Source organism: Azonexus sp. GW821-FHT04F04, from assembly GCF_059420025.1.
Map to the genome: position 1 here is coordinate 67,773 of NZ_JBWKSX010000014.1, position 21,126 is coordinate 88,898.

Below are 21,126 nucleotides of genomic sequence, written 5' to 3' on the forward strand. Positions count from 1 at the left end.
CGTCTGGTGCGCAACCCGGGCCGGGCGCGATATTGGGGGGCCTGGGGTTTTTGTTGTCGCATTCCGGATGTCTGGCAGCCGGAATGCGTTCAGATGGGCAGGTTATTTCTTTTTGTCGGCGCCACACTTGGCTTCGCCGCACTTGCCGTCCTTCTTCTTGTCAGCGCCCTTCTTGTCGGCACCGCACTTGGCTTCGCCACATTTTCCATCCTTCATTTTTTCGCCTGCCTTTTTGTCGGCGCCGCACTTGGCTTCACCGCACTTGCCATCCTTCATCTTGGTGTCGGCCTGCGCCAACTGATAGCCGGCTTCCAGCTTGCTGGCGCTGAACGGATTGTCACCGGCAGCGTGGGCCAGCGGGGAGAGGGTGGCGGCAGCGAATGCGGAACCGATGGCCAGGGAAAGGATTTTGGTCGTTTTCATTTTGAATCTCCGTTGAAGTTGAATTTGTCATCAAGCAGCGCCAATGAGCTACTTGAACAATTAGTCGGAGACTTCTGAAAACCCTTACAAAATATTTTGACGGGTGCGCTCAGCCCGCGGCAGTTGGCTGGCGCGGGCTATCCGGGAGCTGATCAATCGGGGATGCGCGGCTAATCCATGTCCCAAAGCCGGTGGGCATCGAGCAGCAGGCGGTAGCGCAGCTCAAGTGCGTCGAGCTGGACCAGGCGGGTAGCTAGCTGAGCTTCGTTGGCCAGCCGACGGGCGGCGAGCAGGTCGTTGAGGCTGCCTTCGCCGAGCTGGTAGGCGCGGGCTGTCATGTCGGCCGCCTGGAGCAGGCGTTCGGCGGCGCTGCGGCTGGCCTGCCAGGTTGAAAAGGCGGCGTTGGCCGACTGGTAGAGCATGACTGCTTCCGCGGTGATCTTTTGCGTCGTGAAGGCCTCGCGCCGACCGGCCACGTCGGCCTGGGCCAGCGCGGCGTCGGAACCGGCACGGCGGGCATCGCCGGGCAGCGGGATGCTGATGTAGGCGCCGACAATCTGGTCTTCGCCGGCCCGTTCGCGCGAGACATGCAGGCCGATGGTCGGGTCGGGCATCCGGTCGCGGCCGGCCCGGCCGGCGACGATCTGGGCGCGCCGGGTTTCGCCGCGGGCGAAGTCGAGTTCGTGGCTGTGTTCGAGGATGGCGTTGATCCACTCGGCTTCGTTGCCGTCGATCGGTGTCGGCTCGGCAATCGTGTTCTCGGTGACCAGCGGCAGGCCCGGGTAGCGGCGGCGCAGGTCTTCGCTGGCTGTCTGCTGGCGCACCCTGGCCTGAGCCAATGCAGCTTCGGCCTGGGCCAGGGCGGCTGCGGCCTGGATGGACTCGAGACGGGCGGCGTCGCCAAGTTGCTGGCGGCGCTGGATGGCTTTGGCCTGCTTGTCGAGCAGGGCGAATTGTTCGGCCCATTGCGCCGCCGAGGCGCTTTCCTTGAGCCAGACGAACCATGATTTGAGGAGGTCGCGGCTGGCTTCGTGCAGGGCATCGCCGCGGGCCGTTTCGGCCAACGCCACGCCGGCCGCGCCCAGTTCGCCATCGAGCCGGCCCTTGCCGGGCAGGCGCAGCGGGCGCTCGATGGCGGCGTTCCATTCGTTGAAACGTTCATCGGTGCCGGTGGCCGGTTTGCTCCGGCGCTGCTGGCCGCCGAGGCGGATGTTCCATTCGTATTGCCCGGCTTCGAGACGGCTGCGGTTGGCTTCCTCGACGCGGATCTGGCCGGCGGCCGCCTGTACCGACAGGTTGGTCTGCAGGACGCGCGTGACGATTTCGCTCGGTGGCAGGTTGGGCATCGCTTCGGTGGCGAAACCGGTGCCGCCGATGCCGCTGGTGCCAGCGATGCCGATTGCCACGGTCAACCGGAAAAAACGGGCAAAATCGAAATTCATAACCGCCCCATCTCGATGATTGGCACCAGCCAGAAGAAAATATTGGCTCTCGGCAGCTCGGCCTTGATCAGAGCCAGGACTGCGCGCATCGCTTCTTCCGTCCCGGCCATGCGAATCTGCAGACGTGGCGAGTGGCCGCTGACCAGCTCGGCCGGTTCGACCAGGGGCACGACGGCACCATGACCTTCGGCCATCGTGGCGGTGAAGCCGCGGACGAGATCGGGCCGCGAGAGCAGCAGGTCCTCGACGTGCTGGGCGACGTCGTTGGGCATGGTCAGCGAAAGCAGGACATCAGCCATGGCGGCGGCCCTCGGTAAAGGAGACGGTGGTTTTGACGCCGAAGCGGCGGAACAGGATGGGCAGCAAGACGAGCGTGAGCGCCGTCGAGGTAAGCAGGCCGCCGATGACGACGATGGCCAGCGGGCGTTGCACTTCCGAACCGGGGCCGCTGGCGAAGAGCATCGGGACGAGGCCGAAGGCGGCGATGCTGGCAGTCATCAGCACCGGCCGCAGGCGGCGTTTGGCGCCTTCGACGACGACCTCGCCGATGGCCATGCCGCGGGCCAGCAGCTGGTTGAAGTAGGTGACCATGACGACGCCGTTGAGCACGGCGATGCCGAGCAGGGCGATGAAGCCGACCGAGGCCGGCACCGACAGGTATTCGCCGGAAACCAGCAGGCCGAAAACGCCGCCGATCATGGCAAACGGGATGTTGGAGAGGACCAGCAGGGCTTGGCGCACCGAGCCGAAGGTCGAGAAGAGCAGGAAGAAGATGAGGGCCAGGGCGACCGGGACGACGACCATGAGGCGGGCGGCGGCCCGTTGCTGGTTCTCGAACTGGCCGCCCCAGGCCAGCCGGTAGCCGGCCGGCAGCTTGATGTCGCGGGCCACGGCGCTCTTGGCATCGTCGACGAAGCCGACCAGGTCGCGGTCGCGGACATTGGACTGGACGACGACGTAACGCTCGGCATTTTCGCGGTCGACCTTGACCGGGCCGTCGATGCGGCCGATTTTGGCGACGCTGGCCAGCGGTACGCTGCCGCCATCAGGCAGGCTCAGGCGCAAGGCTTCGAAATCGGCCGGCGAATTGAGCAGGCTGGCCGGGCCGCGCAGGACGACCGGGACGCGCCGGCCCTGTTCGATGACGACGCCGACATTGCGCCCTTCGAGCAGGGATTTGAGGTCGTTCTGGATGTCATCGACGTTGAGCCCGAAGCGGCCGGCGGCCAGGCGGTCGACCGCCACCTTGAGGTATTGCACGCCGTCGTTCTTGAGCGTGAAAGTGTCTTCGGCGCCCGGCACCTTTTTCACCGTGGCGACGATTTCATTCGACAGCCGGTTCAGTGTGGCGAGGTCGGGGCCGAAAATCTTGATGGCCAGATCGCCGCGCACGCCGGTCAGCATTTCCGAAACGCGCATGTCGATGGGCTGGGTGAAGGCGTAGCCGACGCCCGGGAAGTTTTCCATGACCGCGCGCAACTGGTCGGCCAGCCAGGCCGGGTCTGGGTTGCGCCAGGTGTCGCGGGGCTGGAGGACCAGGAAGGTATCGGTCTGGTTGAGGCCCATCGGATCGAGGCCGAGTTCGTCGGAACCGGCCCGGGCGACGATGTCCCTGATTTCCGGGACTTCGGCCAGGATCGCTTTCTGCACGGCGCTGTCGATGGCGATGGTCTGGTCGATGCTGATTGACGGCAACTTTTCGAGCTGCAGGATCATGTCGCCTTCGTCCATCGGCGGCATGAAGCTCTTGCCAAGCAGCAGGAAGGCACCGGCCGCCGCGGCCAGCGCGATGGTGGCGGCGATCATGAAAGTGCGGCTGTTGTTGAGGGCGGTGCTCAGCGTGCGGTCGTAGAGGGCGGCCAGCTTCCTGACCAGCCACGGCTCGTGATGCACGCCGCGCTTGATCAGGTAGGAGGCGAGCACCGGCACGACAGTCAGCGACAGCAGCAGGGAGGAGGCGAGGGCGAAGACGATGGTCAGCGCCACCGGCCCGAACATCTTGCCCTCCAGCCCCTGCAGCGTGAGCAGCGGCAGGAAGACGATGATGATGATGACGATGCCCGAGGTCACCGGCGAGGCGACTTCGCGCGCCGCCCGGTAGATCAGGTGCAGCGTCGGCAGGTTTTCCTGCGCCTCGGCGAGCTGGCTTTCGACGTTTTCGACGACAACGACGGCCGCATCGACCAGCATGCCGATGGCGATGGCCAGACCGCCCAGGCTCATGAGATTGGCCGACAGCCCGTACATCCGCATGAGGATGAAGGTGGCGAGCGCCGAGAGCGGCAGCATCAGGGCGACGACCAGCGCGGCGCGCAGGTTGCCGAGGAAGGCCAGGAGGAGCAGTACGACGAGGACGATGGCTTCGAGCAGGGCCATCGAGACGGTGCCGACGGCACGGCCGACCAGGTTGCTGCGGTCGTAGAAGGCTTCGACGGTAACGCCGGCGGGCAGCGTTGGCGCAATCTCGGCGAGCCGCGCCTTGACGCCGGCCACGACCTGTTGCGCATTGGCGCCGCGCAGGCCGAGGACCAGGCCCTGCACCGCCTCGCCCTGGCCGCCCTTGGTCACCGCGCCGTAGCGGGTCAGGGCGCCGAGGCGGACGTCGGCGACATCGGAGATGCGCACCACGGTGCCGTCTTTGGCTTGCAAAACAATCGATTTGACGTCGTCGACCGTGGCAATCGCCCCTTCGGCGCGGACCAGCAGCGATTCCTCACCATCGTTGAGGCGGCCGGCGCCGTCATTGCGGTTGTTGGCTTCGAGCACCGCCTGCAGATCCTTGAGGGCCAGGCCACGGGCAGCCAGACTTTGCGGATTGGGCACGACCTCGAAGGTGCGCACTTCGCCGCCCAGGCTATTGACGTCGGCGACGCCGGGCACGGTGCGCAGTTGCGGCCGGATCACCCAGTCGAGCAGGGCCCGCTTGTCGGCCAGCGAGAGGTCCCCCTCGATGGTGAACATGAACATTTCGCCGAGCGGCGTGGTGATCGGCGCCATGCCGCCGGTGGCGCCGGGCGGCAGATTGCCCATGGCGGCGGCGAGGCGCTCGCCGACCTGCTGGCGGGCCCAGTAGATATCGGTGCCGTCCTCGAAATCGAGGGTGATGTCGGTCAGCGCGTATTTCGACACCGAGCGCAGCAGCTTCTGGTGCGGGATGCCGAGCAGCTCCTGCTCGACCGGCACGGCGAGGCGCATCTCGACTTCTTCCGGCGTCATGCCGGGTGCTTTCAGGATGATCTTGACCTGGGTCGTCGAGACGTCAGGGAAGGCGTCGATGGGCAGGCCGAGGAAGGCCTGGACGCCGGCCCCGATGAGCATGACGGTGAGGACCAGCACGAGCAGGCGCTGAGTCAGCGAGAAGCGGATCAGAGCGTCGAGCATTATTCGCCGCCGACGCCGGTGAGCAGGGCCTTGAGGCCGGAGACGCCCTTGATGGCGACCTTCTCGCCGGCCTTGACGCCGTCCACCGTGACGCTGTCGCCACCCTGGCTGACGACGCGGACCGGACGGGCTTCAAAGACGACGCCCTTGTCGTCGCTGGAAATCTGGACGAAGGCCAGGGTCTTGCCTTCGTTGCGGACCAGGGCGGCGGCGGGCAGGCGTTGCTGCTGGCCGGCCGGGGCAGCGACTTCGACTTCGATGACCTGGCCGGGGCGCAAGGTTTCGGCGCCCTTGCCGACTTCGGCGCGGAGCAGGACGGTCTGGCTGGCCGGATCGACGGCGCGGCCAATGGCGATCAGCTTGCCGCTCACCTCGCTGTTGGCAATCTTCACCGGGCTGCCTTCGCGCAGCGTCGCGGCGATGGCGACCGGCGCCTGGATTTCCAGCCACAGCGGGCTGAGTTTGGCGATGCGGTAGATCAGCGCCGAGGTTTCGACGCGCTGGCCGAGCTGGGCGCCCTGTTCGAGCACGACGCCGTCGATGGGGGCGGTCAGCGCCAGTTTGCCGCCCAGCTTGCCTGCTGTGCCACCGGCCAGGGCCAGGCCCTGCCGGCGTTCGCTGGCCTGGGCGCTGGCCTGGGCGGCGGCGGCGCGGGTGGCCTGCAGGCGGCTTTCGGCGATCAGGCCCTCGGCGAAAAGCTGCTCGTCACGTTTGAGGTTTTGCTGCATCAGGGCGGACTGGCTGCCGGCCTGCAGCGCGTCGCGCTGCAGTTCCAGCGCCTGCTGGCTGCTCAGATGGGCAACGACCTGGCCGCGCTTGACGGTCGAGCCGGGCGCCACGGCCAGCATCTCGACCATGCCGCCGACCGGCGCGGCGACGACGCGCATCTGTTCGTTGGGGACGCGCACCTGGGCCGGGAAACTGCCATTGCGACCGCCCGACATCTCGCCGGCGACGGCCGTTTCAATGCCCAGCGACTTGAGCTGCGCCGGCTGCAGCGTCAGGCGGTTTTCCTGAGCCTGAAGCTGGCTTGCCACGGTCAACAGGAAAAAAAGGCCAAAAATTAAAGGTCGACGCGACATGGGGATTTATCCGTAACAGGTTTTCGACAGTTTATTCAGCGCAGCTTAAGCCTTGCTTAAGTCGTGCTTCGGAATGTCAGGTATGTGCAAGCCACTTCCGCTGATACCCGGACAACGAGCAAGAGTCGGCGGGTCACGGGAATAGTCCGAAAGTACTAGTTGTTATGCTGCCTGACGCGCATTTACCTGTAATAAATGACCTTCATCATAGGCAGCAAGGGGAGAGTGATCAGGGCGTCGTGGCGGCATGCGCGGGGTGTGTATGGCGCAGCTCGTCACAAGCCGGATCGTCACCCCTCAAGCCAGCAATCTTTTTCGTACTCTCGCCAGCCAGGAGCATCACAAAATGCAAAAGAAGTATCTCAACATTGCCGTAGCCGGCGCCCTTGCCGCCATGTCTGTCGGCGCCCACGCCGCTGATACCTATTTCGACAACTTCACACCGCTGGCCGCCTCGGCCGGCACGACGGCTACCCCGGCAACGCCGATTACCCTGTCCAGCCCGAACTTCAGCCAGGTATCCCTTGCTGACCGCACCACCCAGAACGCCAAGGCTGCCGGTAGCAACTCCGGGAGCTGGGACATGATTACCGCCAACGAAACCGGTACGAATGCCGGTCGTTACCTGTTCATGCCGTTCGAAACCAACACCGGTGGCGTCCAGCGCGTCGACCTGTGGGACAACAACTACAACACCCGCACCGTGACCATTGTTGCGCCGGGCTCGCAGGGCTTCGTTTCCGGCGACGCCTCGCGCTGGACCCCGTGGGGCAGCTACCTGACCGCCGAAGAATCCTGGGGCACGGGCAGCACTAAGGGTCGTCTGTTTGAAGTCACCAACTCGACGACCGCTGCTGCCAATGGCGGCAACTTCGTCCAGCGCAATATCATCCCGCGCGTCTCCCACGAAGGCCTGGCTTTCGACAAGCAAAACACCATGTATTTCATTGACGAGCTGAACGGTGGCTCGGTCTACAAGTACGTGTCGAACAACGCCAATGCCACCAACGGTGACGACTACTTCGCCTCGGGCCAAAGCTTCGTCATGCGCGTTGGTGACGGTTCCGCTTTCGGCGGCACCGGTGCTGCCTCCTGGGTTGCCCTGACCGACACCAACGGCGCTGCCCTTGCTGGCGTGGTGATGACCAGCTACGGTGCCGTCGATGGCCGCGCCACCGCCGACCTTGGCCGCGCTGGCAACCTTGGTAGCGAAGCGACCAACCCCACTACGAGCTTCTTGGGTACGGAATACAACCGTCCGGAAGATCTGGAGACCAAGACCCTGGCCAACGGCAACGAAGGCATCTTCTTCGCCACCACCGACTCGCAACAGGTCTTCATGATGGAGCTCGACAGCGCCGGCAACACCGCAGTCAAGCTGTTCGTAGACCGCAACACCATCGACCTGGCTACGGGTGTGGCTGTCGGCAGTGCCCTGACCAGCCCCGATAACCTGGCGATCGATGCCGCCGGCAACATCTACATCATCGAAGACCGCAATGGTGGTGTTGATGATGACATCTGGTTCGCCAAGGACATCAACCACGACGGCGACCTGCTTGATGCAGGCGAAGGCATTGGCCGCTGGGCTTCCAATGGCACCCCGGGTTCGGAGTTCACCGGTCTGTATTTCGACAAGTTCAACGCCAACGTCGCCTACGTGAATATCCAGCATCCGAATACCGGTGTCGATCGCCTGATCCAGATCTCGGCTGTTCCGGAGCCGGAAAGCTACGCCATGTTCCTGGCCGGCCTTGGCCTGGTCGGCTTTGCCGCCCGTCGCCGCGCTGCCAAGTAAGCCCTGACCGGGAGGGCGGCGACGCTCTCCCGGAAAGTGCTGCCGTCTTCTCGGACAAACGTCGTACTCAGGTTGCTTGCACCACGGACATCAGGTCTGCAAGCGACCTTTCGCATTTACTGACCCAGCCAGCCGATATTTGCCCGCCACGTCACAAAAACCGGAGCCTATCGTCATGAACAAGTTCGCTTTCCGCTACTGCACGGTACTCGCGCTGGCCGTCGGCAGCCTATTCGCCCACAGCGCGTACGCGGCAGGCAGCAATGCCTACCAGCAAACCAACCTCGTCGCCAACGACGCCAAATACAACCCGACCATCATGGTCGACCCGAATCTGGTCAATCCCTGGGGTATTGCCCTGCGTCCGCCCGGCGCCGGCGGCCACTTCTGGACCAGCAATGCCGGTACCGGCACCACCACCACCTACATCGGTGACGTTCCCGGCCTGCCGCTCTATCAGGACGGCCTCAAGGTCGTCCCCATCGTGACCAGCGCTTACGACCAGCAACTGCTCGAAACCGGTGCCGATGGCGTTGCCCAGGTCACCGGTCAGGTTTACAACGCGGCCAGCGATTACGCCGGCCAACCTGTCGAATTCTTTGTCAGCGGCCCGGCCATCAACTACTCCAATGGCAGTAACTACGGCACTGATTCAGGCTCTGCCAAGTTCATCTTCGTTACCCAGGACGGCACCATCAATGCCTGGCGCACCAAGACCGATCCCGGCATGCTCGAAGCTGTTGTCATCAAGGACTACTCGATGGCCAGCAGCATCGTTCCCGGCTCGCAGCTTGCCGGCGAACGCCGCCCCGGCTTCAACGGCGTGGCACTCACCACCGACCACTGGACGCTTGATGCCAACGGCAACAAGGTCGCCGATAACCGGCTTTACGTCGCCGATTTTGCCAACGGCAACATCATGACTTTCGACAACCAGTGGAACGACATCTCGGCCTCGACGCCCTTTGCCCGTCCGGCCGACCTCTCAGAAGTCTGGATGCCGTTCAATGTGCAGCAGCTTTCCGATGGCCGGATCTACGTCGCCTGGGCAGAAAATTCACTGGAAATCGACGAGCCGACGGAAGAAGTACCCGGCGCCGGCATCGGCCGCATCGTCGCCTATGACCGCGACGGCAACATGTTGCAGGACTACACCGACCACAGCCTGCTCAACGATCCGTGGGGCATGGTCATCGCGCCGGAAGGTTTTGGCGCTTTCAGCGGCGCTCTGCTGGTTGCCAACTTCGGCGATGGCACCATCGCTGCCTACGACCGCGTCAGCGGCGCTTCGCTTGGTTATCTTCGCGACGCCAACGGCAACGTCATCAGCATCGATGGGATCTGGGGCCTGACCTTCGGCAACGGCGTGCATCTGGGTGATGCCAAGAGCCTTTACTTCACCGCCGGCCCCGACGAGGAACGTGACGGCATCTTCGGCAAACTGACTGTCGCCGCCGTGCCGGAACCGGAAAGCTACGCCATGTTGCTGGCCGGCCTCGGCCTGATTGGCCTGGTCTCCCGGCGCCAGCGCACTTAACTGCCAGCCACGGCCAGTTCGACACCCGGGCGGTTCTCCGCCCGGGCATTTCCGTGAACCGGGCTGGCCGTCCCGCCCCCCTCGATTGCCCACCCGATCGGAGCAACGCTCATGCTCGAAGTACTCAAAACCCTCACCTCGTTGTGGCACGTTGTCGCCTTTTCCTGCGGCTTCCTGTTCGTCTTCCAGAGCTATCTGGCGCTGTTCGGTCGTGCCCAGTACGACCGCAGCCACAATCACATCATTCGTCATGCCGACCGCCACCTCTGGTTATCCGGCTTTGCCATCATCGCCGTCGGCCTGGTTATCAATGGCCCGGAAACCTACCTGGCCAACCCCAAGCTGTGGACCAAGGTCACGCTGATCACGATCTGGGCGATCTCGACCGAAACCATGCGGGCCTATGCGCTTCCCCGTTTCCGCGAGGGACAGCGCACACCCATGATCATTGCCGGAACAGTCAGCCTGGCCTGCTGGATCTACGGCGCTTTCCTCGGCCTCGCCCATGGCCTGGCTTACGGCAAGGCACCGCTGTGGGCCTTGATGTCGGGCTATCTCGTTGTTTTGCTCGGTCTGTCGCTGCTGGCCTTCAAACTGAAGAGCGTACCGCCGCTACGGCTCAACAATTCCTGAGAAAACCACCAATCTCAAGCGCGCTCTTTCGGGGTGGGTCTGGCCACCACCCGAAAGAATATCTGTTCGAGGCTGGACAAAGACCGTGGCGATTGAAAGTTGATCGCCATTCGACGACGTCGGCCAGCCAAAAAAAAGGATATTTCTGTCATGTTGCAGCAATGCGCAAGCGTATGACAACGACTGGTCGTTTCGACCTACGTTTTAGTACTAAAGATATAGGTCAAACCGTAACAACAGCGGCGCAGGATGCCAATGTCGGCGAGTCTGATTAGCGTCGGCCACCTGATTGATCCGGTTGCGGGTACCTGCGGGGGCAGGAGCGAATTTGCCCGACAGCCGGGACTTATTTCTCGACTCATCAAGGACACGACATGAACAAAATACGCGTACTGGCGACGGCCATCGGCCTCGCTCTCTCCCTGCCGGGCTTCGCTGCCACCACGACCCTGAGCTTTCAGGAAGGCGTCGGCGGCTACACAGGTACCCAGGACACCATGATCCGCAGCAACGAAACGGCCAGTGGCTCCGGCCAGACGTCGAATGGCGATTCCCGCGGCCTGGCTTTCGGTACGCTTGATTACGTCAGCGTTGATGGCGACGACGGCAGCCCTGGCAACAAGCCGAATCAGGGCTTGCTCCGTTTTGAAAACCTGTTCGGCAATGTCGCCGGCCAGATCGCCAGCACCGACACCATCGTCTCGGCCAAGCTGACCCTGGAAGTCTTCAATCCGGGCAGCGGCATGTCGGTCTACAACATGCTCACCGGCTGGAGCGAGTCGTCTACCTGGAACAGTCTGGTGAGCGGCGTCCAGACCAATGGAACCGATGCCTCGGCAACTGCGGTCGCTACCTTCGGCGCCAATAACGGTAGCGAAAACATCGCCAACGGCAAGCTGGTAATCGACGTGACCAGCTCGCTTCTGGCCTGGCAGGCAGGCGCCACCAACTACGGCTGGGTGATGACGCCCTTTGCCAGCGGCACCAACGGCATCGACTTTTACGCCAGCGAATTCGCTACGGCCAATCTTCGTCCGCTGCTCTCCGTTGAAGTCATGCCGGTACCGGAACCCGAGTCCTACGCCATGTTGCTGGCTGGTCTGGGTCTGATCGGCGCCGTCGCCCGTCGCAAGTCCGCCTGATCCTCTTGTTGTTTCATGTGGCGTATCCCGCACGGGGTACGCCACTCGCCGGCTCGTTCAGCGGTTCCGGTTGCGGCTGCGCAGGTCGCGGTCGATGGCGAGCAGCGCGTCGAGCTTCTTTTGCAGGTCGTCGAGCTTTTTCTGCAACTCTTCGTTCTGCTTTTGCGATTCCTTGAGCGAAAGGTCAAGCCGGCGTTTTTCGGCGTAGCACTGACGCTGCTCCTTGACCAGCTGGCGCTCCAGTTCGGCGATTTTCTGGATATCGCCGGCCGCCCGATCAGGAATGGCATCAACCACCGGGGCGATGGTGTCCGGGCCGTCGGTCTTCTCGTCGAGCGAGGCGCAGCCGGCCAGACTGCCGGTGATGGTCGCAATGGCGAGCAGGTTGCGAAGGTATTTCAACATGGAGCGGACTCGGTCATTCGGCTGTTGTTCCGGGTAAGGGGCTGGCCAGGGCAGGATACGGTGAAAGGTACCTGCCGGCCTGCGATGCGTCCATTTTAGTTCGCCGCGCCGCCGCTCCCAAGATTTTCGTGCAATGGGCTGCCCGGGTGGCGATACCGTTTGGTCAAGAAAGCCGCGTGGTGAATGCGTCGTCTTGCGAAAGTGCGGATTTCAGACGCTGAACTGCAGCGTCGCCTGGCGCAGGCCTTCGGCCAGCGAGGCAACTTCCCTGGCTGTGGTGGATGATTTTGCGGCGGCACCGACGCCCTGCTCGATCATCTGGGCGACACGCTCGGTGTTCCGGGCGATCTGCTCGGCGGCTTGACGCTGCTCGGCAAGGACATCGACGATGTCGTTGGTGGCGTGCATGGTGCGCTCGCAATTCTCCTTGATCGTCGAGATTGCATCGCTGGCGTTCGAGGCGAGCTGCGTTCCGTGCTCGGCGAGATGGGCTGTTGTGGCGACCGCATCGGCGGTTTGGCGGGCGGCGCCATCGAGCAATTGGACCAGGTTTTCGATCTTGTGCGTGGTGCTGGCGGTGTGGTTGGCCAGCTTGCGGACCTCGTCGGCCACCACGGCAAAGCCGCGCCCGGCCTCTCCGGCACGTGCCGCTTCGATGGCGGCGTTGAGTGAGAGCAGGTTGGTCTGGTCGGAAATTTCCTTGATTTCCTGGGCGAAGCGGGCAATTTCCTGGGTGTGCTGGTTGAGATCGCCGATCATCCGGGTCGACCGCTGTGCCTGGGACGCGATGTTGCCGATTTCGCCGATCGCTTCAAGAATGATGCTGCCGCTTTCGTTCGCCTTGTCGCGCGTCAGTCGGCCCGCGTCGGCTGCGGCGCCGGCGCTTTCGGCCATGGCCGAGATGGCTACGGTGAGTTCCTGGATGGCGGCTGTAATGAGGGCGGCTGCATCGTTCTGGGCGCTGGCCGCGTGGGCGACTTCGTCCGCCGAAGTGCTCAGTGCCCGGGCGTTGCCCGAGGTTTTTTCGGCCCCTTGTTTGACCTGCGCGATCAGGCTGCGCAGGCGCTTCTGCATGGCCTCGACGGAGGCGACCAGCGAGTCGGCGGCAGCTTTCCCGGACTGGATGGTACCGGTCAGATCGCCTTCGGAAACGCGACGGGTGGCGGCCACGACCGGCTCGAGGTCACCGCCCAGCCGCGCCAGGATGCGCCCGCCCAGCATGGCAGCCAGCAAGAGCGAAGCAGCTGAACCACCCAGGCCGACGACGAGGACCAAAATCAGGCTCGCCATGAAGCGGCGGTCGGCAAGCTGTGAGGCTTCGCTGACGAGCACGGTAGTGGCTGTGCTGATCGCCTGGTAGGCATTGGCCAGCTCTGCGGTAAGCGGCAGCTCGGTGCCGCGCAGGGCGGCGTCCACCATGACCGTATATTTCGGCATACCGGCTTCGTTCTCGGCGATCACGTCGTCGTAGAGCTTGTTCAGTTCCTGAGCCTGCTTGCGGATTTCGGGCAGATTTCCTGTTCCTTTGATCGTTCCCGTCGCGTCTATTTTTTCCAGTTCCTCGATTTGTTGCCAGAATTTGGTGCGCTCGGAGAGGAACTCATTCTGGGCTTTCTCGAATTCGGCGGGCATGAAATTGCGAATAACCATGTTCTTCAGGCCGCGCATCTGGGCCTGAAAGGCATTCTGGGCGCCGCTGACGAGGGTCAGGGCATGGGTTGAGCGCTCGACATCATGGGCTACCAGCTGGGTGTCATTCCGAAAAGCATTCAGCGAATAGAGCGCGGTCGATAGCAAAATCACGCCAAATACGGCGCCAATGCCAACCATGACGAACAACCTCAGGCGGATGGAGAGTTTGTCGAACGAAATCATGGGCAAGCCTCTAGTGCAGGAATGACTGCAGAGTAGCGATGAAGTATTTCATATTTATGTCGATAATTAACTTTATATGCGCCGTTATGAAAATGGAATTTCAATATTAGTGATTTTGGTGTATTTATTCTTTTGTGGATTTTTGATGACATAGGCATCCGTTGCTTCGATGGCAGGAGGGTTCTGCTCATGCGGCCAACGATCTGGCCATTTTATTTTTCGCGATATTTTCCGGTTGACCGTGGCAATGGCATTCACCAGGCATCGGGTGTGGACTTTGATTCATAATTCGACGATACTCGAACTATGGAAACGTTAAACGCTGCTGAACTTCTCGCCGCCCTCGGTCACGAATCCCGACTGGCCATCTTCCGTCTGCTTGTCGAAGCCGGGCCGGCGGGCGTCAACGCCAGCGCCATCGGCGAACAACTGGGCATGGCGCCAGCCACGCTGTCCTTTCACCTGGCGCATCTGAGCCGGGTCGGGCTGATAGCCGGCGAGCGCGAAAGCCGTTTCATTCACTATTCGGCCAACTTCACGACGATGGATGAACTGATTGCCTTCCTGACCAGCAATTGCTGCCAAGGCGAAGCCTGCCTACCCAAAACCACCTGCTGCGACACCACCGAAAAGCGTCGCGCCAAAACCGGAAAGACCGCCTGATGTCGAATCTCAAGACTGTCCTCGTGCTGTGCACCGGCAACTCCTGTCGCTCCCAGATGGGCGAAGCGATCATCAACCACGATCTGGCCGGCCTCGTCCGCAGCATCTCGGCCGGGACCAAGCCGCAGCCCAAGGTGGCCGATGGCGCCATCGAGGCGCTCAAGTTGGCCGGCCTGCCGACCGAGGGGCTTTACGCCAAGGATGTCGAAGCCGTCATGGGTGAAAACATCGACCTCGTGGTCAGCGTTTGCGACAACGCCAAGGAAACCTGCCCGATCTTTCCGCGACCGGTGCCGCGCATTCACCTGCCGTTCCACGACCCGCACGGCGAACCGCTGGAAAGTTTCATCGCCGTCCGGGACGATATCCGCGCCCGCCTGATCCCCGCCGTGCGCGCCGCACTGGGCCTTTAAGGAGTCACCAATGTCTGCCCAATGTGAAATCACCGCCAAGGCCGCCGCCGGCGCGCCGATGAGCTTCTTCGAGCGTTACCTGACCATCTGGGTCTTCCTCTGCATCATCACCGGCATCGTTTTCGGCCAGTTCGCGCCGACCCTGTTTCAGGCCATCGGCCGCATGGAAGTCGCCCAGGTCAATCTGCCGGTCGGCCTGCTCATCTGGGTCATGATCATCCCGATGCTGGTCAAGGTCGATTTTGGCGCGCTGGCCGAAATGAAGCAGCACGTGCGTGGCATTGGCGTCACGCTGTTCGTGAACTGGCTGGTCAAACCCTTCTCGATGGCCTTCCTCGGCTGGCTGTTCATTCGCCAGCTGTTCGCGCCGATGCTGCCGGCCGATCAGCTCGACAGCTACATCGCCGGACTCATCCTGCTCGCCGCGGCGCCGTGCACGGCCATGGTCTTCGTCTGGAGCCGGCTGACCAACGGCCATCCGCTGTTCACGCTGTCGCAGGTGGCGCTCAACGACACCATCATGGTCTTCGCCTTCGCGCCGCTCGTTGCCTTCCTGCTCGGCATCTCGGCGATTACTGTGCCCTGGGACACCTTGCTCACCTCGGTCGTGCTGTACATTGTCATTCCGGTCGTGATCGCCCAGCTTTGGCGCAAAGCCTTGCTCGCCAAGGGGCAGGGTGCCTTCGACGCCGCCATGGAGAAAATCGGCCCGTGGTCCATAACCGCCTTGCTCGCCACGCTGGTGCTGCTCTTCGCCTTTCAGGGCGAAGCCATCCTGCGCCAGCCGCTGATCATCGGCCTGCTCGCCGTGCCCATCCTGATCCAGGTATTCTTCAACTCGGCGCTGGCCTACTGGCTGAACCGCAAGGTCGGCGAGAAACACAATGTCGCCTGCCCGTCGGCCTTGATCGGCGCCAGCAATTTCTTCGAACTGGCCGTCGCGGCGGCCATCAGCCTGTTCGGCTTCGAGTCGGGGGCGGCGCTGGCCACCGTGGTCGGCGTGCTGATCGAAGTGCCGGCCATGCTCTTGGTCGTCAAGGTCGTCAATGCATCGAAGGAGTGGTACGAAGCAGGCTAGGGAGCCTTCGCCGCGAGGCGAAGCAAGAAAAGGCCTGACAAAGAGGCACACAAAATGGAATGGATGATCACCGCATTACAGGGCGGCCTGGCCAGCCTGGCTTCCTATCTCGCTGCCCATGTCCTGCTCTGCCTGGTGCCGGCCTTCTTCATCGCCGGTGCGCTGTCCGCACTGGTGCCGCAGCAATCGATCATTCGCTTTCTCGGGCCGAATACCTCGAAATGGGTGTCCTACCCGGCCGCGGCTGGCGCCGGCAGCCTGCTCGCCGTCTGCTCGTGCACCATCCAGCCGCTATTTGCCGGCATCTACAAAAAGGGCGCCGGGCTCGGGCCGGCCATCACCTTCCTGTTCTTCGCCCCGGCCGCCAACATCCTTGCCCTGGCCTATACCGGCGTCGCGCTTGGCGCCGATTTCGCCATTGCCCGCATCGTGCTCGCCCTGTCCTTCGGCATCGGCATCGGGATGATCATGGCCGCGCTGTATCGCGAGGGCGATGTCGCCCGGCTGGCCGACGTGGAAACCTTCGCGGCCGGCGGCGGCATTCCGGGCCGGACGCTGCTTTTCCTCGGCGCGCTCGTCGCCTTGCTGATTGCCGGCACGCTCAAACTCGACTTTCTGACCGCTGGGCTGCTGCACGTCGAGATGCCCTGGGCTGGCGCCGCCGCCGTTCAGGCCGGGCTCGACCTGCTGGTGCCGATCAACGAGGCGGCCGGCGCCGAAGGGCTGAGCCTGCAGGGCCTCATCCTGATTGCCTTGCTCGGCGCCATTGGTGTCTTTGCCTGGAAAGGGCTGGGCCAGGTCGATAACGGTTTCAATCGCCTGACCCCGGTCGCCCTGACATTCACCGCGCTGACCCTGGCCTTTGCCGCCCTCGGCATGCGCGTCACCGAAACCGGCGTGTTGCTCACCGTGACAGGCCGAACGCTCGCCGTGTCCGCCCTCTGTCTCGCCATCTGGCCGCTGGCCCGGCGTTTCGATGGGTGGGACGTGCAGCAATGGCTGTGGGAAACCTGGCGCTTCGTGAAGCAGATTTTCCCGCTGCTCGTCGTTGGCGTCTTCCTCGTCGGCATCATCCGGGTCTTCATCCAGCCCGAGTGGATACGCAGCATCGCCGGCGCCAATACCGTTCTCGCCAACCTGGCTGGCGTGGTTTTCGGCGTCTTCATGTACTTCCCGACCCTGGTCGAAGTGCCCATCGCCAAGATGTTCTTGTCGCTCGGCATGCACCCCGGGCCGCTGATCGCCTACCTGATGGCCGACCCCGAGCTGTCGTTGCAGAGCATCCTGATCACCTCGGCGATCATCGGCAAGCTCAAGGCGTGGACTTACGTCGGCCTGGTCGCCCTGTTCTCGACGCTGGCCGGCCTGACCTACGGCGCCTGGGTCGATGGCACATCCCTGCTCATACTGGCGCCGGGCGTGGTCGGCTTCGTCGCGCTGATCGTCACCTCGCTGCACCTGATCGAACGTGGCCGCAAGGCTAAACTGAGGAGTGAATCATGCTGATCAAGATTCTCGGCAGCGGCTGCGCCAAGTGCAACCGCCTCGAACAACTGACCCGCGAAGCGGTGGCTGAACTCGGCCTTGAGGCGAGCTTCGAACACGTGACCGAGATGGACAAGATCATGGCCTATCCGATCATGACCACACCGGCGCTGGTCGTCGATGAAGCGGTCAAGGTCTCCGGCCGCATGCCGAGCAAGGACGAACTGCTCGGCTGGCTGAAGGCCGGCTAGTCAGTCTGGAATGTTCGGCACGACCAGCCTGGCCAGCTGTTCGAGCGATTCCTGCCAGCCGAGGTAGCACATCTCGGTCGGAATGACGGCTGGGATGCCTTCCTGCACGATGCTCAACTCGGTGCCGCAGGAAACGGCTTGCAGGCTCACCGTCGTCTGCATTTCACCGGGCAGGTTCGGGTCGTCGAATTTGTCCGTGTAGCGAATTTTTTCGTTGGGCTGCAGTTCAAGGTAATCACCGCCAAACGAATGGCCGTTGCCCGTCGTAAAGTTGGTGAACGACATCCGGAAAGAGCCGCCGACCCTGGCGTCCAGATGCTGTACCCGGCACGTAAACCCATAGGGCGGCAGCCATTTGGCCATGGCGTCGGCATCCAGAAAAGCCCGATAAATGCGCTCCGGATTGGCCCGCAGTACGCGGTGAAGCTTGACCGTTCCTGTGCTCATTGTCCCTTCCCCTTTTTATTGATGATCTGGCATGGACCGCAGTTGATTCAGAAGGTTGCGACCAAAGCCGATTTCAAAATTGGCCTATTTTTCCGGTTGACCGTGGCAACGTCAAAACCGCAACCTGGCCAGCCAGACGGCAAGGTATTTCCGGATTCCGCACCTCGGCGCAGGCCTCACAGCCGCTCCCAGACTGCATAGGTGCCGAGCGCGTACAGGCTGCCGATGACCAGGCAAATACCGGAGGTAATCAGCCAGAACAACGGGCTGTTGTCCGGAAAGATCGGCTTCAGCCACGGGAATGCGATCCCGCGCACCAGGAAAACGGCAGCGATGGCCGGAAGTATCGGCCTTTGCAACGGCAGCGGAGCGATCGCGCCTGCCGCCGACAAGGCATATGCAGCCCAAACCACGAGTACCGTGCCGATCACGATCGAAATAAAAGTCGGATACCAGTGCCCGCGCTCGGCCATTTGCGCCATCGGCTCGCCCGCGCCAAGAAAGCGGAAACCGGGCGCCCCCCACGCGATGCAGGCGTAATGCAGCAAAGCCGCGACGAAGGTCAGGGCGGAAGCAAGATACAGCGCGGAAACAGCGATGGAATTCATCGGCAGCCAGCTAGTAACGCACGCCCAGGCAGCGTAGCTGGCTGACGGTCGGCTGGAAGGTATAAACCGTGGTCTGCCATCCGTTGTTTTTAGACACCACAACTCACCGCAGCATCAGCGCAAACACGCCCCAGCCCAAGTATTCACGCGTGTAAGCCGCGTGGCGCTTGGGTTCCGAGGTCAGCTGGGCGCGAACCTCGTTGGCTAACTCGTCGTCGGGATTGGCATCAAGCCATCGGCGCATGGTGAGCCATTTGGCCGCTTCGTATCTGTCCCAACCGTCCTGGTTAGCCAGAACCATTTCAACCACGTCGTAGCCGAGCGTGCCAAAAGACGAGATAAGTTCAGGAAGCACGAGGAAATCAGAGATCGAGTTGGCAAGACACCCCTTGGCGATATCCTCTGTCGGTGGCAATTGCCGCCAGTAGGGCTCGCCAATGAGGATGATCCCTCCGCTACGCAGGCTTCGCGCCAGTAGTTCGATAGTGCCAGCCACTCCTCCAGCGATCCAGGTCGCGCCAATGCAGGCGGCCACGTCGACCTTCTCCTCAGAGACATAACCCGCCGCATCGCCATGAATGAACTTGACCTGATGCGCAACGCCGAGTTCTTCAGCACGAAGTTTCGCTTGCTCAGTAAACAGCCGGCTCATGTCGATGCCAGTGCCGGAGACCCCGTGATCGCGTGCCCAGGTGCACAGCATCTCCCCCGAACCGCTTCCGAGATCGAGCACCCGTGCCCCAGGCTCCAGATGCAACGCCGTGCCGAGCGTGGCGAACTTGTCGGGTGTGAACGGGTTATGGATGCGGTGAGCGCTTTCTGTGATGGTGAATATTCGGGGGATGTCCATTGTGAAAAGCCTCCTTGCAGGAGAGTGGATTGGGTTAGGGACTAACGTGGAAGTGAGGGGCAGCCGGAGCGCGGAGCGCGAAGGGAACCAACAAGCGCAGCTTGTTGGCTGTCCCTCTCGACTGCAGGGTTAGAGTTTTTGGTTGTTCGGGGCGGGGTTAAAGGATCCGAAGGCACGACACGTCTTCCTTTGCGAAATCAATAACGTTCAGCACTGCTTTCCACTCTTGCCCTTTCCTGCGCTCGCCATACAGATAAATGATTGGGTTCAGATATCTTTGTGTTGCCTCTGTTTCCGATATATCGAAGCGAATCTTTTGGGCGTGGATTATCTTGTTACACGCTTCACGCAGCGTTAGGCCGCTTTCAGTTGTGCCCTTTTCATCTGTTTCGAACAGACTTCCACAATTCCCCGCGACAAGGTCGAAAACTTTGTCGTAGCGGTCATCAATCACGCGAGCCGTGATAGAAACCGACAGCAGTATGCGAGTTATCTCGTCGTCCTCAAATTGCTGAAGATGATCAATGGGGTCCCACTCTTCACCATTTCCTACACGCAACTCAGCAAAGCTCTTGCTCGCGAAGATGATGGCTAAGAGCCGATGGAGCTCAAGAAATGTGGTTTCAGTATTGGGATGGTGACCTTCCCCAAATACTTCTGCTCCAGGTGAGATGTACTCGGCCATCTGAAAAAACTCTAACGTGGAGCTAACCCGACGCCCGTCAGGGCGGTCGGGTTGAGCGCAGGGTTAGAAGGGTTTGCCGGGAAAGCGGCGGCGCAAGCGAAATGCTTGAAGCCGCGACCGCTGGCTGCAAACGGGGAATGTTGGGCAGACGGGAAAGCGCCCAAACCCGATTTCAATTTTGGCCAAAATTTCCGGTTGACCGTAGCAACGACGAAAACGCCAAGCTGACGGGCCAAAACCGGCACGAAGCCAAGGGCAAGCGACGGGAAGCGAAGAAGCATAAAAAGCAGAAGCCTTCTAACGTTGTAGGTAAGGGGCGCTGCGCGGCGCTTTATCGCGCAGCGTCCAGCGACCGGAGGGCGCGGCCTTGACCGCATTGTTAGAGCGCGGTTGATGACGATGCATTCTTGAACGCCTTAGCTATACACCGGCCTGCATTTCCCCAAACCGCAATGGTTGGCCAGTGATCGCGCACGCGGACAACGACATAGGGAGTAAACAGAAACGTCTTCTCTTCAACCGACTGCACGCGTGACCACGGGATAAACAGTGGGGGGCTCTGAAAGCGAAACAGAGGAAAGAGCGAGAGATGCAGCCCACTTTCGTTTACGGAAACGAAAAGGCAACTACCGTAGCTAACTGGAATGAAGCGCAGCCCCATTGAGCCGGACACGAAGCGAAAGCGCTCGCCGCTGGCAGGAGCTACGGCACGGAAGCATGTTGCCAGACGCGCCCAGCCACCAAGGTGGGCAAGCAACCCGCCAATACCAAACCACATTGCTGCAAACAGAGGCAGAAACCACTGCGTTTGGTCAAGGAGTGAGAATGGTGCGTCGGGCACGGAAGTAGCGCTCTAACGTGGAGCTAACCCGACGCCCGTCAGGGCGGTCGGGTTGAGCGCAGGGTTAGAAGGGTTTGCCGGGAAAGC

Annotated in this window: 22 protein-coding genes; 9 read left to right on the forward strand and 13 right to left on the reverse strand. The window is 62.2% G+C overall.

What is annotated here, in order from left to right:
• Nucleotides 1-102: 102 nt before the first annotated feature.
• From AC07TV_RS20525 to AC07TV_RS20545, 5 genes are all read right to left on the reverse strand, one after another.
• On the reverse strand, nt 103-423 hold the full coding sequence (locus AC07TV_RS20525; protein ID WP_226495921.1) for an HvfA family oxazolone/thioamide-modified RiPP metallophore: 321 nt from the start codon (nt 421-423) through the stop codon (nt 103-105).
• Between the two features lie 170 nt (nt 424-593).
• Complete coding sequence (locus AC07TV_RS20530; RefSeq protein ID WP_494650229.1) at nt 594-1,865, reverse strand: TolC family protein; 1,272 nt, start codon at nt 1,863-1,865, stop codon at nt 594-596.
• The gene (locus tag AC07TV_RS20535) at nt 1,862-2,164 is read right to left on the reverse strand and encodes a DUF3240 family protein (RefSeq protein WP_494650230.1); all 303 of its coding nucleotides are present in this window, start codon (nt 2,162-2,164) and stop codon (nt 1,862-1,864) included. The genes AC07TV_RS20530 and AC07TV_RS20535 overlap by 4 nt, the downstream gene beginning before the upstream one ends.
• Nucleotides 2,157-5,246 carry an efflux RND transporter permease subunit gene (locus AC07TV_RS20540; RefSeq protein WP_494650231.1) on the reverse strand — a complete coding sequence of 1,030 codons (3,090 nt, stop codon included), beginning with the start codon at nt 5,244-5,246 and terminating at the stop codon, nt 2,157-2,159. The genes AC07TV_RS20535 and AC07TV_RS20540 overlap by 8 nt, the downstream gene beginning before the upstream one ends.
• Nucleotides 5,246-6,328: an efflux RND transporter periplasmic adaptor subunit gene (locus AC07TV_RS20545; protein ID WP_494650232.1), complete on the reverse strand. Its 1,083-nt coding sequence runs from the start codon at nt 6,326-6,328 to the stop codon at nt 5,246-5,248. Before AC07TV_RS20545 ends, AC07TV_RS20540 begins: the two co-directional genes overlap by 1 nt.
• 346 nt (nt 6,329-6,674) lie before the next feature.
• Between AC07TV_RS20545 and AC07TV_RS20550 the strand changes: the two genes are divergently transcribed.
• The 4 genes from AC07TV_RS20550 (at nt 6,675) to AC07TV_RS20565 (ending at nt 11,438) form a co-directional block, all read left to right on the forward strand.
• Nucleotides 6,675-8,126 carry an alkaline phosphatase PhoX gene (locus AC07TV_RS20550; protein ID WP_494650233.1) on the forward strand — a complete coding sequence of 484 codons (1,452 nt, stop codon included), beginning with the start codon at nt 6,675-6,677 and terminating at the stop codon, nt 8,124-8,126.
• A 175-nt stretch (nt 8,127-8,301) separates the two neighbouring features.
• Entirely contained in the window at nt 8,302-9,663 is a 1,362-nt protein-coding gene (locus AC07TV_RS20555) for a TIGR03118 family protein (RefSeq protein WP_494650234.1), read from the forward strand.
• A gap of 111 nt (nt 9,664-9,774) precedes the next feature.
• Nucleotides 9,775-10,296 (forward strand): hypothetical protein, encoded by a 522-nt coding sequence (locus tag AC07TV_RS20560; RefSeq protein WP_494650235.1) that lies wholly within the window; start codon nt 9,775-9,777, stop codon nt 10,294-10,296.
• 374 nt (nt 10,297-10,670) lie between these two features.
• Complete coding sequence (locus tag AC07TV_RS20565; protein WP_494650236.1) at nt 10,671-11,438, forward strand: DNRLRE domain-containing protein; 768 nt, start codon at nt 10,671-10,673, stop codon at nt 11,436-11,438.
• Nucleotides 11,439-11,495: 57 nt separating this feature from the next.
• Here the strand turns inward: AC07TV_RS20565 and AC07TV_RS20570 are convergent, their stop codons facing one another.
• The 3 genes from AC07TV_RS20570 to AC07TV_RS20580 all read right to left on the reverse strand — a co-directional run bounded on the left by AC07TV_RS20570 (nt 11,496) and on the right by AC07TV_RS20580 (nt 13,976).
• On the reverse strand, nt 11,496-11,843 hold the full coding sequence (locus tag AC07TV_RS20570; RefSeq protein WP_494650237.1) for a hypothetical protein: 348 nt from the start codon (nt 11,841-11,843) through the stop codon (nt 11,496-11,498).
• A 210-nt stretch (nt 11,844-12,053) separates the two neighbouring features.
• Nucleotides 12,054-13,718 carry a methyl-accepting chemotaxis protein gene (locus AC07TV_RS20575; protein WP_494650238.1) on the reverse strand — a complete coding sequence of 555 codons (1,665 nt, stop codon included), beginning with the start codon at nt 13,716-13,718 and terminating at the stop codon, nt 12,054-12,056.
• An 84-nt stretch (nt 13,719-13,802) separates the two neighbouring features.
• Nucleotides 13,803-13,976: a hypothetical protein gene (locus AC07TV_RS20580; RefSeq protein ID WP_494650239.1), complete on the reverse strand. Its 174-nt coding sequence runs from the start codon at nt 13,974-13,976 to the stop codon at nt 13,803-13,805.
• Nucleotides 13,977-14,024: 48 nt separating this feature from the next.
• On the opposite strand from AC07TV_RS20580, the gene AC07TV_RS20585 reads away from it, so the two are divergent.
• From AC07TV_RS20585 to AC07TV_RS20605, 5 genes are read left to right on the forward strand one after another with little or no spacing between them, the layout of a single operon-like run.
• A complete protein-coding gene (locus AC07TV_RS20585; RefSeq protein WP_494650240.1) occupies nt 14,025-14,381 on the forward strand; it encodes an ArsR/SmtB family transcription factor in 357 nt (118 codons plus the stop codon).
• Nucleotides 14,381-14,794, forward strand: a complete 414-nt coding sequence (locus AC07TV_RS20590) for an arsenate reductase ArsC (RefSeq protein ID WP_494650241.1) — start codon at nt 14,381-14,383, stop codon at nt 14,792-14,794. Before AC07TV_RS20585 ends, AC07TV_RS20590 begins: the two co-directional genes overlap by 1 nt.
• Before the next feature lie 10 nt (nt 14,795-14,804).
• Nucleotides 14,805-15,872 (forward strand): ACR3 family arsenite efflux transporter, encoded by a 1,068-nt coding sequence (gene arsB / locus AC07TV_RS20595; RefSeq protein WP_494650242.1) that lies wholly within the window; start codon nt 14,805-14,807, stop codon nt 15,870-15,872.
• Nucleotides 15,873-15,926: 54 nt separating this feature from the next.
• On the forward strand, nt 15,927-17,378 hold the full coding sequence (locus AC07TV_RS20600) for a permease (protein WP_494650243.1): 1,452 nt from the start codon (nt 15,927-15,929) through the stop codon (nt 17,376-17,378).
• On the forward strand, nt 17,372-17,608 hold the full coding sequence (locus AC07TV_RS20605) for a thioredoxin family protein (protein ID WP_494650244.1): 237 nt from the start codon (nt 17,372-17,374) through the stop codon (nt 17,606-17,608). The genes AC07TV_RS20600 and AC07TV_RS20605 overlap by 7 nt, the downstream gene beginning before the upstream one ends.
• Here AC07TV_RS20605 and AC07TV_RS20610 read toward each other — a convergent pair whose 3' ends face one another.
• The 5 genes from AC07TV_RS20610 to AC07TV_RS20630 form a co-directional block, all read right to left on the reverse strand.
• Nucleotides 17,609-18,055 carry an SRPBCC family protein gene (locus AC07TV_RS20610; protein WP_494650245.1) on the reverse strand — a complete coding sequence of 149 codons (447 nt, stop codon included), beginning with the start codon at nt 18,053-18,055 and terminating at the stop codon, nt 17,609-17,611.
• A 176-nt stretch (nt 18,056-18,231) separates the two neighbouring features.
• Nucleotides 18,232-18,663 carry a hypothetical protein gene (locus AC07TV_RS20615; protein ID WP_494650246.1) on the reverse strand — a complete coding sequence of 144 codons (432 nt, stop codon included), beginning with the start codon at nt 18,661-18,663 and terminating at the stop codon, nt 18,232-18,234.
• A gap of 103 nt (nt 18,664-18,766) precedes the next feature.
• Nucleotides 18,767-19,513, reverse strand: a complete 747-nt coding sequence (locus tag AC07TV_RS20620; protein ID WP_494650247.1) for an SAM-dependent methyltransferase — start codon at nt 19,511-19,513, stop codon at nt 18,767-18,769.
• A 157-nt stretch (nt 19,514-19,670) separates the two neighbouring features.
• Complete coding sequence (locus tag AC07TV_RS20625; RefSeq protein ID WP_494650248.1) at nt 19,671-20,198, reverse strand: hypothetical protein; 528 nt, start codon at nt 20,196-20,198, stop codon at nt 19,671-19,673.
• Between the two features lie 379 nt (nt 20,199-20,577).
• Complete coding sequence (locus AC07TV_RS20630) at nt 20,578-21,039, reverse strand: hypothetical protein (RefSeq protein ID WP_494650249.1); 462 nt, start codon at nt 21,037-21,039, stop codon at nt 20,578-20,580.
• Nucleotides 21,040-21,126 lie beyond the last annotated feature (87 nt).

Excerpts from the sequence above, each read along its gene's own strand:
- AC07TV_RS20525 (WP_226495921.1), bottom strand. The coding sequence starts at position 423 with ATGAAAACGACCAAAATCCTTTCCCTGGCCATCGGTTCCGCATTCGCT.
- AC07TV_RS20530 (WP_494650229.1), bottom strand. The coding sequence starts at position 1,865 with ATGAATTTCGATTTTGCCCGTTTTTTCCGGTTGACCGTGGCAATCGGC.
- AC07TV_RS20535 (WP_494650230.1), bottom strand. The coding sequence starts at position 2,164 with ATGGCTGATGTCCTGCTTTCGCTGACCATGCCCAACGACGTCGCCCAG.
- AC07TV_RS20540 (WP_494650231.1), bottom strand. The coding sequence starts at position 5,246 with ATGCTCGACGCTCTGATCCGCTTCTCGCTGACTCAGCGCCTGCTCGTG.
- AC07TV_RS20545 (WP_494650232.1), bottom strand. The coding sequence starts at position 6,328 with ATGTCGCGTCGACCTTTAATTTTTGGCCTTTTTTTCCTGTTGACCGTG.
- AC07TV_RS20550 (WP_494650233.1), top strand. The coding sequence starts at position 6,675 with ATGCAAAAGAAGTATCTCAACATTGCCGTAGCCGGCGCCCTTGCCGCC.
- AC07TV_RS20555 (WP_494650234.1), top strand. The coding sequence starts at position 8,302 with ATGAACAAGTTCGCTTTCCGCTACTGCACGGTACTCGCGCTGGCCGTC.
- AC07TV_RS20560 (WP_494650235.1), top strand. The coding sequence starts at position 9,775 with ATGCTCGAAGTACTCAAAACCCTCACCTCGTTGTGGCACGTTGTCGCC.
- AC07TV_RS20565 (WP_494650236.1), top strand. The coding sequence starts at position 10,671 with ATGAACAAAATACGCGTACTGGCGACGGCCATCGGCCTCGCTCTCTCC.
- AC07TV_RS20570 (WP_494650237.1), bottom strand. The coding sequence starts at position 11,843 with ATGTTGAAATACCTTCGCAACCTGCTCGCCATTGCGACCATCACCGGC.
- AC07TV_RS20575 (WP_494650238.1), bottom strand. The coding sequence starts at position 13,718 with ATGATTTCGTTCGACAAACTCTCCATCCGCCTGAGGTTGTTCGTCATG.
- AC07TV_RS20585 (WP_494650240.1), top strand. The coding sequence starts at position 14,025 with ATGGAAACGTTAAACGCTGCTGAACTTCTCGCCGCCCTCGGTCACGAA.
- AC07TV_RS20590 (WP_494650241.1), top strand. The coding sequence starts at position 14,381 with ATGTCGAATCTCAAGACTGTCCTCGTGCTGTGCACCGGCAACTCCTGT.
- arsB (WP_494650242.1), top strand. The coding sequence starts at position 14,805 with ATGTCTGCCCAATGTGAAATCACCGCCAAGGCCGCCGCCGGCGCGCCG.
- AC07TV_RS20600 (WP_494650243.1), top strand. The coding sequence starts at position 15,927 with ATGGAATGGATGATCACCGCATTACAGGGCGGCCTGGCCAGCCTGGCT.
- AC07TV_RS20605 (WP_494650244.1), top strand. The coding sequence starts at position 17,372 with ATGCTGATCAAGATTCTCGGCAGCGGCTGCGCCAAGTGCAACCGCCTC.
- AC07TV_RS20610 (WP_494650245.1), bottom strand. The coding sequence starts at position 18,055 with ATGAGCACAGGAACGGTCAAGCTTCACCGCGTACTGCGGGCCAATCCG.
- AC07TV_RS20615 (WP_494650246.1), bottom strand. The coding sequence starts at position 18,663 with ATGAATTCCATCGCTGTTTCCGCGCTGTATCTTGCTTCCGCCCTGACC.
- AC07TV_RS20620 (WP_494650247.1), bottom strand. The coding sequence starts at position 19,513 with ATGGACATCCCCCGAATATTCACCATCACAGAAAGCGCTCACCGCATC.
- AC07TV_RS20625 (WP_494650248.1), bottom strand. The coding sequence starts at position 20,198 with ATGGCCGAGTACATCTCACCTGGAGCAGAAGTATTTGGGGAAGGTCAC.